The 15,828-nt window shown below is 40.9% G+C and carries 17 protein-coding genes; 15 read left to right on the top strand and 2 right to left on the bottom strand.

The features are described 5' to 3' along the window. The first annotated feature begins 28 nt into the window (after positions 1–28). The 15 genes from DL92_RS0103350 (at position 29) to DL92_RS0103280 (ending at position 14,685) form a co-directional block, all read left to right on the top strand. Positions 29–1,576 (top strand): Ppx/GppA phosphatase family protein, encoded by a 1,548-nt coding sequence (locus tag DL92_RS0103350; protein ID WP_026654639.1) that lies wholly within the window; start codon positions 29–31, stop codon positions 1,574–1,576. Positions 1,577–1,595: 19 nt separating this feature from the next. Next, on the top strand, positions 1,596–3,755 hold the full coding sequence (locus tag DL92_RS0103345) for an RNA degradosome polyphosphate kinase (protein WP_051199072.1): 2,160 nt from the start codon (positions 1,596–1,598) through the stop codon (positions 3,753–3,755). A 61-nt stretch (positions 3,756–3,816) separates the two neighbouring features. Next, positions 3,817–4,392 (top strand): Maf family protein, encoded by a 576-nt coding sequence (locus DL92_RS0103340; protein WP_026654641.1) that lies wholly within the window; start codon positions 3,817–3,819, stop codon positions 4,390–4,392. A 14-nt stretch (positions 4,393–4,406) separates the two neighbouring features. After that, complete coding sequence (locus DL92_RS0103335; RefSeq protein WP_026654642.1) at positions 4,407–4,661, top strand: hypothetical protein; 255 nt, start codon at positions 4,407–4,409, stop codon at positions 4,659–4,661. A gap of 17 nt (positions 4,662–4,678) precedes the next feature. Continuing rightward, entirely contained in the window at positions 4,679–5,506 is an 828-nt protein-coding gene (locus tag DL92_RS0103330) for a Cof-type HAD-IIB family hydrolase (protein ID WP_026666890.1), read from the top strand. 155 nt (positions 5,507–5,661) lie between these two features. Then, positions 5,662–5,886, top strand: coding sequence for a hypothetical protein (locus DL92_RS0103325; RefSeq protein ID WP_026666889.1), 225 nt, complete (start codon positions 5,662–5,664; stop codon positions 5,884–5,886). A gap of 73 nt (positions 5,887–5,959) precedes the next feature. Beyond that, a complete protein-coding gene (locus tag DL92_RS0103320) occupies positions 5,960–6,337 on the top strand; it encodes a YwqH-like family protein (protein ID WP_026666888.1) in 378 nt (125 codons plus the stop codon). A gap of 5 nt (positions 6,338–6,342) precedes the next feature. Next, complete coding sequence (locus tag DL92_RS0103315; protein ID WP_026666887.1) at positions 6,343–7,920, top strand: T7SS effector LXG polymorphic toxin; 1,578 nt, start codon at positions 6,343–6,345, stop codon at positions 7,918–7,920. Positions 7,921–7,931: 11 nt separating this feature from the next. Further along, the gene (locus tag DL92_RS0103310; protein WP_026666886.1) at positions 7,932–8,642 is read left to right on the top strand and encodes a hypothetical protein; all 711 of its coding nucleotides are present in this window, start codon (positions 7,932–7,934) and stop codon (positions 8,640–8,642) included. A 287-nt stretch (positions 8,643–8,929) separates the two neighbouring features. Next, entirely contained in the window at positions 8,930–9,781 is an 852-nt protein-coding gene (locus DL92_RS0103305; protein ID WP_026666885.1) for a PHP domain-containing protein, read from the top strand. Between the two features lie 60 nt (positions 9,782–9,841). Further along, positions 9,842–11,221, top strand: coding sequence for a TrpB-like pyridoxal phosphate-dependent enzyme (locus DL92_RS0103300; protein ID WP_026666884.1), 1,380 nt, complete (start codon positions 9,842–9,844; stop codon positions 11,219–11,221). A gap of 104 nt (positions 11,222–11,325) precedes the next feature. Beyond that, positions 11,326–12,489 carry a family 8 glycosyl hydrolase gene (locus DL92_RS0103295; protein ID WP_026666883.1) on the top strand — a complete coding sequence of 388 codons (1,164 nt, stop codon included), beginning with the start codon at positions 11,326–11,328 and terminating at the stop codon, positions 12,487–12,489. Positions 12,490–12,752: 263 nt separating this feature from the next. Next, entirely contained in the window at positions 12,753–13,349 is a 597-nt protein-coding gene (locus tag DL92_RS0103290) for a hypothetical protein (protein ID WP_026666882.1), read from the top strand. Further along, positions 13,342–13,644, top strand: coding sequence for a Dabb family protein (locus DL92_RS0103285; protein ID WP_026654653.1), 303 nt, complete (start codon positions 13,342–13,344; stop codon positions 13,642–13,644). Before DL92_RS0103290 ends, DL92_RS0103285 begins: the two co-directional genes overlap by 8 nt. Positions 13,645–14,103: 459 nt before the next feature. Further along, on the top strand, positions 14,104–14,685 hold the full coding sequence (locus DL92_RS0103280; RefSeq protein WP_026666881.1) for a hypothetical protein: 582 nt from the start codon (positions 14,104–14,106) through the stop codon (positions 14,683–14,685). A gap of 60 nt (positions 14,686–14,745) precedes the next feature. Here the strand turns inward: DL92_RS0103280 and DL92_RS0103275 are convergent, their stop codons facing one another. Then, positions 14,746–15,165, bottom strand: a complete 420-nt coding sequence (locus DL92_RS0103275; RefSeq protein ID WP_026654655.1) for an HIT family protein — start codon at positions 15,163–15,165, stop codon at positions 14,746–14,748. 52 nt (positions 15,166–15,217) lie between these two features. Further along, complete coding sequence (thrH, locus tag DL92_RS0103270) at positions 15,218–15,817, bottom strand: bifunctional phosphoserine phosphatase/homoserine phosphotransferase ThrH (RefSeq protein WP_026654656.1); 600 nt, start codon at positions 15,815–15,817, stop codon at positions 15,218–15,220. Between the last annotated feature and the right edge of the window lie 11 nt (positions 15,818–15,828).

Here is a 15,828-nt window from a genome sequence, read left to right as displayed (position 1 = left end):
CTAAATTAAACTATGAGGGGTTTAACTTATGACGGGTGAAGTATTTGCTGCAATTGATGTCGGTTCATATGAAATATCGCTGAAGATCTTTGAGCTTTCCATGAAAAAGGGCGTAAGGGAGCTTGATCACGTGCGCCACCGCATGGATATCGGAAGTGAGACTTATGCAACGGGAAGGATATCGAGTTATCACGTAGATGAGATGATCCGAATCCTCTCCGAGTATAAGAAGATAATGAAGGAGTACGGAGTAACTCATTATCAGGCTTACGGAACGAGTGCAATCAGAGAGACCAAGGATATAGCGATAGTCCGCGATCTTATAGAGAACAGGACCGGCATACACATTGATGTTCTCAGTAATTCTGAACAGCGTTTTATTGACTATAAGTCTATCGCTCTTAAATACGATCAATTTGAAGAGATAATCTCAAAACCTACCGCGATTGCGGATATCGGAGGCGGAAGTATACAGATATCTCTTTTTGAAAAAGATACACTTGTTGTTACGCAGAATCTAATGACAGGTGTTCTTCGTCTTCATACCACCATGGAACAGGTACATGCATCGAGACTTAAGTACGCGGAGCTTGTAACGGAGCTTATCAATTCAAGGCTTTCGGTCTTTAGTAAGATGCATCTTAAGGACAAAAAAGTCGAGAATCTTATCATCATTGATGACTACGTTTCTCCCGTACTTCAGAAGATGGGGCTTGGCACTGAGAGAGAGGGCTATGCTTCAGCGGAAGAGTTTCGTAAGCTCTTTAAAAAGGCTTATAAAAAGAGTGACCTTGAAGTTGCCAAAAAGCTTAATATTCCGGAGGAAAATGTGCCTCTTTTCCATGTGGCGGGAGTTCTTGTTAAGTGTATTCTTGACGTCACAAAGGCGGAAAACCTATGGGCGCCCGGAATTACTCTGTGCGACGGAATAGCTTACGAATATGCGGAAAATAAGAATTATATAAAATCGCCTCATGACTTTGAGCAGGATATCATCGCATGCGCCCAGAATATTTCAAAGAGATACATGGGTAGCAGATCAAGAAGAGAGACGCTACAGAAGATTGCGCTGACTATCTTTGACAGTACCAAGGAACTTCATGGTCTTGGTGAGAGGGAGAAGCTTCTTTTGCAGATTGCGACAATTCTTCATGACTGCGGCAAGTATATAAGTCTTGTTTATCTGGGAGATTGTTCGTACAACATAATAATGTCGACTGAGATTATCGGTCTTTCCCATGTAGAGAGAGCCATCGTTGCCAATGTGGTCAGATTTAATCACGAGAGTTTTGAATATTACAATAATAAGAGCAAGTTCTTTGACGGACTTTCGAGAGAGGACTACTTAAGGATTGCCAAGCTCACAGCGATAATAAGAGTAGCCAACGGCCTTGACAGGACGCATAAGCAGAAGTTTAAGGACGTAACCGTCGAGCTCAAGGAGAGGGAACTTGTAATAAACGTTGATACGGCGGCTGATATAACGCTTGAAAAAGGTCTTTTTACAAACAGAGCGGAATTTTTTGAAGAAGTTTTCGGAGTAAAGCCTGTAATAAGGCAGAAGAAGATGCTGTGAAAGATATGAGAGGGATGCTATGACTAAGGACAAAACTGTGGGTAAAACGAGCGTAAATGTTGAGAGCTCCAAATATTATACAAACAGAGAACTTAGCTGGATTCAGTTTAACGAAAGGGTTCTTTGCGAAGCCGAGGATGAGTCGAATCCGCTTCTTGAGAGAGTTAAGTTTCTGAGTATCTCTGCGAGCAATCTGGATGAGTTTTTTATGGTCCGCGTTGCGTCTTTGAAGGACATGATAAACGCGGAGTACAAAAAGCCGGATATCGCCGGAATGACTGCAACAAAGCAGCTTCATGAGGTGCTCAAAAAGCTACATGATTTTACTGAGAATCAGTATGCGGTTTATAATGATTGTCTTTTGCCCCTTCTTGAAGAGAACGGGTTTAATATCTGCGATATCAGTGAGCTTGGGGGAAAAGAGCTTGCTTATGCGGAGAGGTATTTTGATGAGGTTGTATTTCCGGTTCTTACGCCGATGGCGGTAGATTCATCGAGGCCGTTCCCGCTTATAAGGAACAAGACTCTTAATATCGGAGCGCTCCTTAAAAAGAAAGAGGGTAAGGACGACGTTGATTTTGCTACCGTTCAGGTGCCTGACGTTCTTCCGAGGCTTTTTCACATTCCGGGAAACGAAGAGAATAAATTCGGAAAGTATATCTTCCTTGAAAATCTCATAATGCACAACGTAGATAAGCTCTATCTTAACTACGATGTCATTGCGAGTGCGCCTTACAGGGTTGAACGAAACGCCGATCTTTCAATTGATGAAGATGAGGCAGAAGATCTTCTTAAAGAGATCGAGAAGCAGATAAAAAAGCGCCAGTGGGGACAGGCTATAAGACTTGAGGTTTCTACGGGAATGGATGAGAAACTCTTAAAGCTTATCGCTGAAGAACTTGACGTTGATGATAATGAGATATTTAAGGTGAACGGACCGCTAGATCTAACTTTTTTGATGAAGCTCTATAAGGTGGAAGGGTTCGATCATCTGAAGGAACACGGATACAGACCGCCCAGCGCTGTGCCTGAATTCATCGGGGAAAAAGATATTTTCAGTGCAATAAGTAAGGGCGATATACTGATGCATCATCCTTATCAGACATTTGAGAATGTCGTTAAGTTTGTCGAAGAGGCAGCAGTCGATCCCGGAGTTCTTGCCATTAAGCAGACTCTTTACAGAGTAAGCGGTAACTCGCCTATTATCGCGGCGCTTGCAAAGGCAGCAGACAACGGCAAGCAGGTTACCGTGCTTGTAGAGCTCAAGGCAAGGTTTGATGAAGAGAATAACATTGTATGGGCAAAGATGCTTGAGAAAGCGGGATGCCACGTTATATACGGTCTTGTCGGTCTTAAGACGCACTGTAAGATAACGCTTGTAGTCAGAAAGGAAGAGGACGGTATAAAGAGATACGTCCATCTTGCGACCGGAAACTATAACGATTCGACGGCAAAACAATATACAGATATAGGTCTTTTCACCTGTGCACCTGCATTTGGTGAGGATGCGACCGCTGTGTTTAATATGCTCTCGGGATATTCGGAGCCGCTTGGATGGAACAAGCTCTCTCTTGCACCTTTGTGGCTTAAGGACAGGATCATAGATCTTATCAGAAGGGAAAAAGAGCATGCTCTTAAGAATGAACCTGCAAGGATTGTTGCTAAGATGAACGCGATATGCCACAAGGATGTCATTGCGGAGCTTTATCTTGCGAGCTGTGCGGGAGTTAAGATAGACCTTATAGTAAGGGGCATATGCTGCCTTAAGACGGGAATAAAGGGCGTTTCGGAGAATATTACAGTCAGGTCCATAGTTGGTAATTTCCTTGAGCACAGCAGGATATTCTGTTTTGAGAACGGAGGCAGCAGGGAAATCTACGCAAGCAGCGCGGACTGGATGCCGAGAAACCTTGAGAGGCGTGTGGAGATTCTTTTCCCTATTGAGAATGAAGAACTCAAGAAAAAAGCATGGCACATACTTGAACTTGAACTTCGTGACACCGAGAAGGCACACATAATGAATGACAAGGGAGAGTACGAAAAACCTGCTATTTCTGAGGATGTACCGAGAATAAACTCACAGAAGATCCTGTGTGATGAGGCGTATGGAGAAGCGAAAACCCTCAACAACAGGAATACGAGAATCTTTATTCCCGAGACAAATCCTAATATGAAATGATATAAAACTTAATAAAAAGTGAAAAATGTACTATTGTAAAGGAGCAGCACGAGGTAATAAGATGAGATATATACTGGCATCGGGGTCACCCAGACGCAAAGAGCTTTTGAGAAAGGTGATCGAAGACTACGAGATTCTTATACCGGAAGGTGAGGAGATCGCCGACTCAAAGGAGCCCGATAAAATCGTCATGGAGCTTTCGTTCCGAAAAGCTTCAGAGATTTTTCATAAAATTTTTACGGAAGACGTGGTTGTAATAGGCGCTGACACAGTCGTATCATATAATCAGAAAGTGCTCGGTAAACCTGCCGATAAAGATGATGCGAAGAGGATGATCGGGGAGCTTTCGGGCAACACACATCAGGTATACACAGGGGTGACTTTATTTTTCAGAAAAGACGGAAAAGAAGATCACGTATCATTCTGCGAAGAAACTAATGTGGATGTTGTGAAAATGACTGATGAAGAGATTAACGCTTATGTTAAAACTAACGAACCTGACGACAAAGCGGGAGCCTATGGGGTTCAAGGCTTGTTTGCACGTTATATCAGCGGTATTAAGGGTGATTATTACAATGTCGTAGGTTTGCCTGTGGCAAGACTCTACACAGAGATGAAAAGGAAAGATTTGTTGTAATTGGAGGTTTTTTTATGCATGAGTATGATGAAGCAGTATTGAGATGTTTTTTGGAGAATCAGGGACAGCTTTTTCCTGAGGACGTAGCAGAGAACATGGAAGAAGCGGAAGCTTTTTTGGAGGATTCGATGGCAGTTGTTGTCGACAGTCCTGATGAAGTCGAAGAGTATTTTGAGGAGTCGGGCGTTGACACTGAAGGTAGTAATGTACTTGAAGCTAATGAAGTTTTTGATATAGGTGACGGAAGATATTTGATCGTTGAAGCATAAGGAGTAAGGAGTATTAAGTGAAGAGATCTGACAGAAAGATTTTTTTCTTTGACCTAGACGGCACTCTTCTTACAACTAAAAAAGATATTTCACCAAGGACGATGGATGCCCTGAAGAAGTTCACGGATGCCGGTAATTATTTTTGTATAAACACCGGCAGGGCGATAGATAGCGCAAAAGCTGTCTATCGCGGACTGGGACTTAACTTTCAGGGTTCTTTTTTGTGCGGTTGTAACGGAACTGAGATATACAGTGTCGATGAGGAAAAATACGTTTATAAGACGGGCGTTCCGCTTGATCTGGTGCCCGTTATCATGGATATGGCAAAAAAGTTTGATATTCACTGCCATACCTACAATGATACGCATATAGTGACTTCCATGAATGACGAGTGTATGGACTATTACAGGAGGGTTATCAAAACGCCGCTTCTTATCACGGATGATGTGGTAAAAGAACTGCCATCTCCTCCGCCTAAGATGATAGCGATTGAGCTTCACGATAAGGTGAAACAGGAGAATTTCCGTAAGGCACTCGATGAGGTTGTGGGCGATAAACTCACTCTTTTGTACTCAAGTCCGTATTATCTTGAGATATTCCCTAAGGAAGCGGGCAAGGGAAATGCGGTAAAGAGGCTTGCGGATATACTTGGCGTTCCTATCGAGAATACCTATGCTGCGGGAGATGAAGAAAATGATATTTCGATGCTCGAGGCAGCAGGTGTCGGCGTAGCTATGCTGAATGGAAAGGATGCGGTCAAAAAAGTCAGCGATGTCGTGACGACTTACGATAACGACCACGACGGACTGGCAGATATTATACTTGGTGCGATAATACAAACGTAATAATTTGATATTAGAAAAAATGGGACCTATTAGCATATGGAGAGTAGCTAAATAGATCCCATTTTTTGTCGTTGATTTAGGTTATTTTGCGTGATAAAATGTTAATACTTTATTAAAAAATATTTTAAAATTAGAAATATATATGAGGTGTAAAAATGGCAGAAAGAGAAGTTTTTATAGACACAAATGTGTTCACGGGGATAGTTACGGATATTCAGAATGCAGCGGCAAGCTGTGAACTATCAGATTCTCCTCTTGGTAATCTTAAAGTCATGGAGGGGACTGAAGCGGGCAGAAAAATGAATAAGATCCTTATGAAACACAGGGTTCATATAAGCATGAAACCGCAGATTCGCTTCCAAGAGCCCTTCTTACATTAAGAGACAGCATGATCGAACAGGATAAGATCCTCAGCGATAGTCTTACTGTCGAAAAGATCGGAGGTAAGAAGTAATGGGGATTCATTCAGATATATCAAGATTACATCAGAAAATAAGAGAATGCGAGGAAGGCATTGCTGAGCTTGAAGAAGCACGAGAGTACATTGATAATAAATACCGGATAATTCAAGAGGATGCATATGAACCTGCGAAAAACTTTGATATAACCTGCGGTGAGCAGTTTAGAGGAAAACTTGAAGAAAATGTCGAAGATGCTCGCTACGATATTACCGTGAGGACAGAGATTTGCCAAAACGATACACGGGAATTTATATCGCAAATCGATGCAACAATAGAGAGGCTTCGTGAGATGATATGCGAATACGAAAGAGAGATAGAGCGTCTTGAAGATGAACTACGCGAAAGGGAAAGAGAAGCCAGTAGAGGATAAAAACAATGAGTAAAACATGGGACACAGAAAAAATAGAAAATTTTATAGAGTCTTTTGTTGGGGCATATGATAGATATACCGACGACTTACGGTCATTTGAAGACGGAATGGCAAAATATTACTATAATGATACTTACAGAGGACAAGCGGCTGAAGCTTCCAAGAACTTTATCGATGCGGGACAAAATAAGCTTCATATGAAGCAGATCGATGTTCAAAGACGTTTGGTTTCTATGTATTATCATATGCTTAATGAATTTAAGGATAAGGTAGATTCTTCCCCTAAGGCGAGGATAGATACGGATATTTTGCTATATATAAAAAAGCATTTTAAGGGATGCGATAGAGTTGTTGATGTTGCGGGATATGATATAGAATGTAAAGCGAGATATATAGCAGATAAGTTCAGAAGGATCAATGGAAGTCTGACTCCGCCGAGTTATCGTATGTTGGGCGAGATGTACGAAGACCTGGACGGTTCAGGCGGATTAATTGATCACTGCATCAGGAAGTTTGAAGAGTTCGATGAAGAAATGTACAGCGAAATCAATCAGAGCGGGATTGAAGATGATGTGGATGAACTTCATGGACAAATAGTTACTACGGCTTCTATATTGGATGCAATACATGTGCAGGTAGAGGAGGTTCTAAAGAAGAAGGTAGGAGTTGATACAAAAAGAATAAATCATATTAATCCATTTGCTGTTTTTAAAAGCTCAAAGCTTCCAAAGTATCTCAATGTATATGGGATGCAAATACAACTGTACGACGGAAAAAGTGATGATGACCATATTTACGTTGATGATTCAAAAAGGGTTAGAATAGGTACAGTTAATGATACGTTTATTACGGTTACAGGAGTGCCTGGCAAAAAGGATCCGGTATATGGCGGAAATCAAGCTTGGCTAAAAGATTTTCCGGAAAATGGAAAAAGATTTAGCGATATGGGGTGCGGTGTTATAGCATCTGTAAACCAATACTTATATTTGACAGGTCAGACTACAATCTCGTATGAAGATTATAAAAAAATAGCTTATGGCTTTTTGAATGCAGAAGATCAACCTGTATCTCGTCGTGGTACACATTCAGAAGTAAGAAAGCAAGCTATTAAAGGCCCAATTAGCGGAGCACTGCCTAATCAGATGTCTACTTATATTACTTCCATGTGCGAAGATAAAGGGGTTACAGTTTCTTCAAACTGGGATTATATTAAAGACTATGAGGCTGACTATCAAAACATGAAAAAGCAACTAAATGAGGGAGTTCCTGTTATCTGGGCAGTTAATGATTTCGGAGAAGAGAGTATTCCGTTTCACGAATATGATTCTAAAAATGGAGTATATGTGCATGATCCTCATAATGCAGTTGAAAAAGAGCGAAAAGGTGGTGGGGCATCAAGCCATTATGTTGTTGCGACAGGTTTATATGAAGAGTTTGATGATAATGGCGATAAGAGAAGAATGGTGGAAATTTCATCTTGGGGAAATAAATATTATGTTGATTATGATCAATATATTGATGTGGTTTCCCAAAATCCTTTAAATCAACCATTTTCCAGTGTTATGAATACCAAAATCAAGTAGAGGGATTGTTAATGAATAAAAAAAATTATTATTTCACGTCTATATTTCTTGCTATACTTATGTCGTTGACAGCATGCGGCCCAAGATTTTATAAAAATAGGTTTAATATAGGCTCATCATACAAAAAATGGGTTAAAGAAATAGGGCTTTTTTCGCATGAGAATATAAATGTATGGAGATATGTAGAGGATAAAGGAAAAATAGAATTAGAAATTAACTATGATAATGGTCTGGAAGGGTATAAGGAATTAAGCGAAATAATTAATGCTCATAATAAATTTGTTGAGGAGAATCCGGATTATTTTCCTGATGATATAGCAATAGATATTATAAACATAGATGGAAGCGAATGGATAAATTCTTTTTTTGGTAATTTTACGAAAGACGATATTTATCCGGCGGAATTAGGAATAAATTGTAATTCAAAAATGCAATTCGTATCAATAAATATTGGCGAATGTTTGGGCGAAGAATTAGAGCCTACTGATGATATACATTTTTGTGTTCCGGTTGTTATTTTAGGATGTGATTATGTTCCAAGTAATGAGGAGTATGCTTTTTTGACAGAGTTCGATAAAGCTGAGCAGATTATTTTTAGTTATGAAGATGACAATTATGATAAAGATGAAGTAGGTAAAGCTATTAAGGCGTATCTGCCGAATGTAGAGATATATGAGTCGGTATATGACGGCGAGCATAGTCATTTGCAAAAGATTCAGTGATTTTACTACAGAAATAGAACATTGGCATAGAAGATGGGGAAAAGAAATTTTTGTATTATACCAATATTAATTGTATTACTTGCTACATTATCTGCATGTGGTCCAAGAGTCTATATAAGATTTCCTGATTAGTACTCATATATTTCGGAGCATATTAAAGAAAGAGGATATCGTATTTTTCATGAGATTGTTGGAAGTGCCTATTTTACGGGAAGTAAGTCGGTCAGATATGTCGAACTTTCTGTATATTTAGATGATGAACCTACAATAGATAACAGGAGAGATAAATGAGAGCGATTGATTTACATACACATTCAACATATTCAGACGGTACTTTTTCTGTAGAAGAGCTTATAGACAGAGCGCATGAGAAAGGACTTGCGGCAATTGCACTGACCGATCATGACACGGTGGACGGTGTTGATGAAGCTATAGAGTATGCTGCTTCGAAATATCCGGATTTGGAAGTTATTCCGGGCGTTGAGCTTTCAACTGAGGGTGAAGGACGAGAAGTTCACATTGTGGGATTGTATATCGACAATCATGATAAAGAGTTTGTAAGCGGACTGAAAGATTTTATAGATTCAAGAACTGTCAGAAATAAGAAGATGTGTAAGAAGCTTACTGAAGAGGCTGGGATTCCCATTTCGTATGAGGAGCTTACCAAAGAGTTTCCGGATACCGTGATAACAAGGGCGCATTACGCCAAGTTCATGGTGGACAGGGGATACGTAAACAGCAGAGCGGAGGTCTTTGACAGATATATAGGAGACCATTGCCCGTACTATGTCGGAAGAGAGAAGATAACTCCCGAAGATGCCATAAGGAGCATACTTAAGGCTAAGGGAGTTCCTGTTTTTGCCCATCCTATCTTGTGCAGATTCGGCGACGACAGACTGGATGCGTTTGTGGGAAAACTTAAAGAGGCGGGACTTGTCGGCATAGAAGCTATTTATTCCACATATGAATTAAGAGATGAGAGACAGATAAAAGAGCTTGCGAAGAAATACGATCTTCTTATCAGCGGAGGATCTGACTTTCATGGTGCAAATAAACCTGATATAGACCTTGGAACAGGCTGCGGAAAGCTCTTTGTTCCTGAGGATTTACTGATACCTATAAAGGCTGCAAGAGGTTGACATTGCAGCCTTTTTTGTGCTTTAATGGACTAAATTGCGAAAGTTAAGGGGGCTTTTTTTATGAGCGAAAATACAAAGATACCTTATAAAATTTATCTTAGCGAGGACGAGATTCCAAAACAGTGGTATAACGTCAGAGCGGATATGAAGAATAAACCGGCGCCGCTTCTTAATCCTGCGACAATGAAGCCGATGAGCTTTGACGATCTTCGTCCTGTTTTTTGCGATGAACTTATTAAGCAGGAACTTGATGACACAACTGCTTATATAGATATTCCGGATGAAATCCGAAACTTTTACAAGATGTACAGGCCCGCTCCTTTGGTAAGAGCTTACTGCCTTGAGAAAGCACTTGGAACTCCGGCAAAGATTTATTACAAATTTGAAGGTAATAATACGAGCGGAAGTCACAAGCTTAATTCTGCAATTGTTCAGGCATATTATGCCAAGAAGCAGGGACTTAAGGGCGTTACAACAGAGACCGGTGCAGGTCAGTGGGGAACAGCTCTTTCCATGGCATCTGCATATCTTGGAATTGATTGTAAAGTATATATGGTTAAGGTTTCATATGAGCAGAAGCCTTTCAGACGTGAAGTTATGCGTACATACGGAGCAAGCGTAACACCTTCTCCTTCAATGGATACAGAGATCGGAAGAAAGATAAATGCGGAGCACCCCGGAACAACAGGTTCACTTGGCTGTGCTATTTCCGAGGCCGTAGAAGTTGCTACAAAGACTGAAGGTTACAGATATGTACTTGGAAGCGTACTCAATCAGGTACTTCTTCACCAGACTGTAATAGGTCTTGAAGCAAAGGCTGCGCTTGATAAGTATGGAATAACTCCCGATATCATCATTGGATGCGCAGGTGGCGGATCAAACCTCGGAGGACTTATTTCTCCGTTTATGGGTGAGAAGCTTCGCGGTGAAAAAGATTATCAGATCATTGCTATCGAGCCTGCAAGCTGTCCGAGCCTTACAAGAGGTAAATTTGCATATGATTTCTGCGATACGGGAATGGTATGTCCTCTTGCGAAAATGTACACACTTGGAAGTAACTTTATTCCTTCGGCAAACCACGCGGGAGGACTTAGATATCACGGCATGAGCCCGATTCTTTCACAGCTCTATCATGATGGCTATATGGAGGCAAGATCCGTTGAGCAGACAGCTGTATTCGAGGCAGCAGAGCAGTTTGCAAGAGTTGAGGGAATTCTTCCCGCTCCCGAGAGCAGCCACGCTATCAGAGCGGCTATTGATGAAGCTCTTAAGTGCAAGGAGACCGGTGAGGAAAAGACAATTCTCTTTGGCCTTACAGGAACAGGTTACTTTGATATGGTCGCATATCAGAAATTCAATGATGGTGAGATGTCGGATTACATTCCTTCCGACGAAGAGCTTGAGAAGAGCTTTGCGACACTTCCAAAGGTAAATATTTAAAAAAGTAAATGCTTAAAATTGAGGCAAAAGTGATTTAGGATGATAAGTCACTTTTGCCTTTTTTGTTTATAATAAGAACTATTATTACTATAAGGAGGGTTCTTATGGCGGCGTATAATGACAAAAAATACAGAAATGTTTTTAGTGAGATCGGAAAAAGCGATGCTGAGATCGAAAAGAAGATCAAGGATGCGGTAGATACCTTTTTCTACGGATCGGAAGAAGAGAGAATCTTTCATCCTGTAGGGGATGATATGGGATATCTCGAGGATACGGGCAATCACGACGCAAGGACTGAAGGTATGTCCTATGGCATGATGATGTGCGTTCAGCTTGATATGAAGGAAGAATTCGACCGCATTTGGAAGTGGTCAAAGACCTATATGTGGATGAATGAAGGCGAGAACGAGGGCTATTTTGCATGGAGCTGTAACGTTGACGGTTCCAAAAATTCAAACGGTCCTGCGCCTGACGGAGAAGAGTTCTATGCGATGGCTCTTTTCTTTGCTTCTCACAGATGGGGCGACGGAGAGGGAATCTTTAATTATTCAGCAGAGGCAAAAGAGATTCTCAGGGCCTGCGTTCACAAGGGTGAGAACGGCAGAGCCGGTGCGCCTATGTGGAACAGAGACAATCATCTTGTCCTTTTTGTTCCGGGACACCCTTTCTCAGATCCTTCTTATCATCTGCCTCATTTTTATGAGCTTTTCGCAGAGTGGGCTTATGAAGAAGATAAGGAGTTCTGGCAGACTGCAGCCAAGGAGAGTAGAAAGTATCTTGTAAAGACCTGCCATCCTGTTACAGGACTTAATCCCGAGTATGGAAATTTTGACGGATCTCCTGTAAACGATCCCATGCCTTGGGACGGAAGTATTCACGGAAGATTCTTTAGCGATGCGTACAGAACAGCTGCAAATATTGGACTTGATGCGGAGTGGTTTGGAACAGATGAAGGCCAGCTTTCTGTTCCTCTTAAGATGATGAAGTTCTTCGGAACGGATATTGAGGCAATGAGATGCGTATATGAAATTGACGGAACAAGCCTTGAGCTTCCTGTTCTTCATCCTGTAGGACTTCTTGCAACAATGGCCCAGAGCGCACTTTCTGTTCCTTACAGCAAGGAAAGCGGAAGCGATTTCGAGATCGCATCAAAGTGGGTTGAATGGTTCTGGAACCAGCCGCTCAGACAGGGAAAGAGAAGATACTATGATAACTGTCTGTATCTCTTTGCACTTCTTGCTCTTTCGGGAAATTACAGAATCTGGTAATTGAATCGGAATTAAAACTTTAAATAAATGAGTGCTGCAATCTTTAAGTAATTGTTTTTGCTTACCGATTGCGGCATTTTTTTATATCAAAGGAAATTGTTTCCAATATGGGATATTATTTGATTTGAAGCAACAGTTGGCTATTTGATTTGTGCTATTATATAAGGAGTGTTGTTGAGTCCGATGGAATGTGGCTTTGAGTTCATATGTGTGCTGCTGATGCAGGTGTGCTGTGGGGTGAACATTATATATATGGAGGTAGTATGGAAAAAAAGAAGATTTTAGGCATTGCTTTGATGATAGTTTTTTGCGTATTGATGTGGGGAATATTCTTTATGCTTGGGATTAAAACAATCGGTGCTGTACTTGCTCCGATTGTCATTTGTCTGGTATGCTGGGGAGCAGGAATAGGTTATGAAAAGCTGCTTGAAAAAACAGGTGAAAGTAAGAAGGTTGTTGTAACAATAGCTTTGCTTGCTTTTCTGGGCATTCTTTCAGTATTGTTCCTTTCCGAAGGAAAAGATATAGCCGGAAAGATAGTCAGCTTCTTATTCCCAAGCGTGCTTGGTGGAATGATATTTGCCGGAGGATGTCTTGGAGCCAAGTGCAAGAAGGACTTCAGTGAGAAGCTTGGCATGTTTAAAGGAATTGCAGCAGGCACCGGAGTGCTATTTCTCTTGCTTTATGTATTTGCGGTATTTAACCAGCATGTAATCGGGACACTTAATGATGTACTGCAGATGATAGTCTTTGGAGTAATCTTTTTTGTCGCAAGCTTTTGGGAGAAAACATCCGAATCCAAGAGCGATGATGAGGAAGAGAATGCAGAGGAAATAAAGGAGGATAAAATAAATGGTTAAACATGTGATTTTATGGACACTTAAGGATGAGCTTTCTGCTGAGGAGAAGGTTTCTGTGAAGCAGGGAATTAAGGAAGGACTCGAAGCATTAAAGGGTAAGGTACCCGGAATTGTTGAGATTAAGGTTAACATCAATGGACTTGCATCTTCAAACGCAGACCTTATGCTTGATTCAACATTTGAGAATGAGGATGCGCTTAAGAACTACGCAACTCATCCTGAGCATGTTGCAGTTGCCGATACCAAGGTAAGACCTTACACGAAGATCAGAAGCTGCCTTGATTATGAGGTATGATATAAGTAATAGGGCATATAAAGGTTGATTGCGCTTTTCTTTTTATATGCTTTTGAACTTGATGGCGTTAGGGGCAACATATAATAGTTTGACGAGAAAATTATCTTATATGCTTTTTCGCTCGGTTTAATGAGTGAAATGCATATAAGAATGATTGCCTAATGTTGAATTATATGTTTTTCAATCCTAAACGAGGCGCAAAATGCATATAAATAATTATTGGAAGCATGTTGTTATATGTTTTTTGCGCCGATAAGAGGACATGTCATTTTGTGCTTTCTTCACTTTGATTAAGAGCTTCTAAGTAGCCGGCTGTTATTATGTTCAAAATTGCAGAGTAAGAACATGTGATAGATGTACGAGATAGGATAGTAAATAAAAAATTAACTTTTTGTAGTGAAAATTCCATGCATGTGATATGATACATAGCGTAATATTGTTTTTAAGGAGAAAATTGCTATGAAAAAGAAATTTTTAACATTATGCGCTATCGTATCTATTAGCGCTATGTCTATTGCTTGTGGGGATACAGCTACTGAGGGTGAAACAGCTGTTGCTGAGCTATCAGGTGTAGAAACTGATATTGATTTTGATGATGAGGCAGATGCTGCGGAAGCAGAAGTGTCTGAAGAAGCGGATGATGCTGCATCTACCGATGGTAGTGGCGAAGAAGGAAAGTATTCTGTATTTACAGATGCCAGCGATGCTGAGGTAGAGGCATATGCACAGAAGGTTGTAGATGCAGTTCTTGCAAAAGACTGGGATTCTGTTGGCGATATGATTTCTTATCCTATCGGTTCTAAAGAGGATAACAACCTTTGCAATAATAAGGAAGAGTTTGTGGAATATGCCAAGAATACGGGCTTTGATGACAGCTATTTCAAATCACTTTCAGCATGGAAAGTTTCAGATTTATGGGGCAACTGGCAGGGTGGTTGTATTGATGATGGAAATATCTGGTTTAGTGGTGTAAATGATGAAGGATTCAAGATTCTTACATTGTTTGATTTACGCATGGGTGATGCTACAATAACAGATTAAATTTAAAGGGCTAAGCACAAATAATCAGTGCTTAGCCCTGTTTTTACTATCAAAGTTCTATCAAAGGTTTGCTTTGATCTTAGCGATAATCTCGTCGTACTCAGCATCAGTAAGGAACTTCTCCTGAGGATTCATCGCGAATACGCCGCCCCATTCATAACCATCCTTGTACTTGGGTACGAGATGCATGTGAAGGTGGCAGAGAGTATCACTGTAAGCGCCGTAGTTAACCTTATCGGGATTAAATGCAGCGTGGATAGCTTTAGCTGCGCGATTAACATCTGCAAAGAAAGCATTTCTTTCTTCATCAGAAATGTCTACCATTTCATGTACGTGATCCTTGTATGCAACGATGCATCTTCCGAGATGGCTCTGCTCCTTGAAGAGAACCAGCTGGCTTACACCGAGGTCACAGATTTTGATTCCGAATTTTGCGAGGGCTTCTCCGCCTGCGCAATAAGGACAATTGTTGTCTTTCATAGTGCTTATTCCTTTCAAAACGTCATTTCATGCCGCGCGCGACATTCCTCTATTATAATGCTTTTTTGATCGCTTGTAAAAGGTCATTGTACTCTTCAAACGCAGGAAGATCGGGATAATCTGCTTTGATCTTATCTGTAGAGCGGAAGAGGAAGCCAGCTTTTGATGCCTGGATCATTCCAAGATCGTTGTAGCTGTCGCCGCTTGCGATTGTGTCATAGCCGATTGACTGAAGAGCTTTAACTGTTGTGAGCTTGGAATTTTCAATTCTCATCTTAAAGCCTGTGATCTCACCGCTTTCTGCAACTTCAAGGGAATTGCAGAAGATTGTGGGCCATCCGAGCTTCTCCATGAGAGGAGTTGCAAACTGTGTGAAAGTATCACTGATGATGATCACCTGAGTTGTCTTTCTGAGTTCGTCGAGGAACTCTTTTGCTCCCGGAAGCGGATTGATCTTAGTGATTGTGTCCTGAATCTCTTTAAGTCCGAGACCATGCTCTTTAAGGATTCCGATTCTCCATTTCATAAGCTTATCGTAATCGGGCTCGTCTCTTGTTGTTCTCTTAAGTTCAGGGATTCCGCTTGCCTCGGCAAATGCGATCCAGATTTCGGGAACGAGCACGCCTTCAAGGTCTAAACAAACAATATTCATTATTTTATGCT

The organism is Butyrivibrio sp. AE2005 (genome assembly GCF_000686965.1).
In the GTDB taxonomy this organism is placed as follows: domain Bacteria; phylum Bacillota; class Clostridia; order Lachnospirales; family Lachnospiraceae; genus Butyrivibrio; species Butyrivibrio hungatei_A.
The sequence above is the reverse complement of the archived record's forward strand: the minus strand, read 5'-3'. Positions and strand labels throughout refer to the sequence as shown.

Bases quoted from the DNA above. Each gene is read 5' to 3' on its own strand.
- DL92_RS0103290 (WP_026666882.1), top strand. From the start codon at position 12,753: ATGGAAAAAAAGAAGATTTTAGGCATTGCTTTGATGATAGTTTTTTGC.
- DL92_RS0103325 (WP_026666889.1), top strand. From the start codon at position 5,662: ATGGCAGAAAGAGAAGTTTTTATAGACACAAATGTGTTCACGGGGATA.
- DL92_RS0103315 (WP_026666887.1), top strand. From the start codon at position 6,343: ATGAGTAAAACATGGGACACAGAAAAAATAGAAAATTTTATAGAGTCT.
- DL92_RS0103310 (WP_026666886.1), top strand. From the start codon at position 7,932: ATGAATAAAAAAAATTATTATTTCACGTCTATATTTCTTGCTATACTT.
- DL92_RS0103320 (WP_026666888.1), top strand. From the start codon at position 5,960: ATGGGGATTCATTCAGATATATCAAGATTACATCAGAAAATAAGAGAA.
- DL92_RS0103350 (WP_026654639.1), top strand. From the start codon at position 29: ATGACGGGTGAAGTATTTGCTGCAATTGATGTCGGTTCATATGAAATA.
- DL92_RS0103305 (WP_026666885.1), top strand. From the start codon at position 8,930: ATGAGAGCGATTGATTTACATACACATTCAACATATTCAGACGGTACT.
- DL92_RS0103335 (WP_026654642.1), top strand. From the start codon at position 4,407: ATGCATGAGTATGATGAAGCAGTATTGAGATGTTTTTTGGAGAATCAG.
- DL92_RS0103275 (WP_026654655.1), bottom strand. From the start codon at position 15,165: ATGAAAGACAACAATTGTCCTTATTGCGCAGGCGGAGAAGCCCTCGCA.
- DL92_RS0103285 (WP_026654653.1), top strand. From the start codon at position 13,342: ATGGTTAAACATGTGATTTTATGGACACTTAAGGATGAGCTTTCTGCT.
- DL92_RS0103280 (WP_026666881.1), top strand. From the start codon at position 14,104: ATGAAAAAGAAATTTTTAACATTATGCGCTATCGTATCTATTAGCGCT.
- DL92_RS0103295 (WP_026666883.1), top strand. From the start codon at position 11,326: ATGGCGGCGTATAATGACAAAAAATACAGAAATGTTTTTAGTGAGATC.
- DL92_RS0103340 (WP_026654641.1), top strand. From the start codon at position 3,817: ATGAGATATATACTGGCATCGGGGTCACCCAGACGCAAAGAGCTTTTG.
- DL92_RS0103345 (WP_051199072.1), top strand. From the start codon at position 1,596: ATGACTAAGGACAAAACTGTGGGTAAAACGAGCGTAAATGTTGAGAGC.
- DL92_RS0103300 (WP_026666884.1), top strand. From the start codon at position 9,842: ATGAGCGAAAATACAAAGATACCTTATAAAATTTATCTTAGCGAGGAC.
- thrH (WP_026654656.1), bottom strand. From the start codon at position 15,817: ATGAATATTGTTTGTTTAGACCTTGAAGGCGTGCTCGTTCCCGAAATC.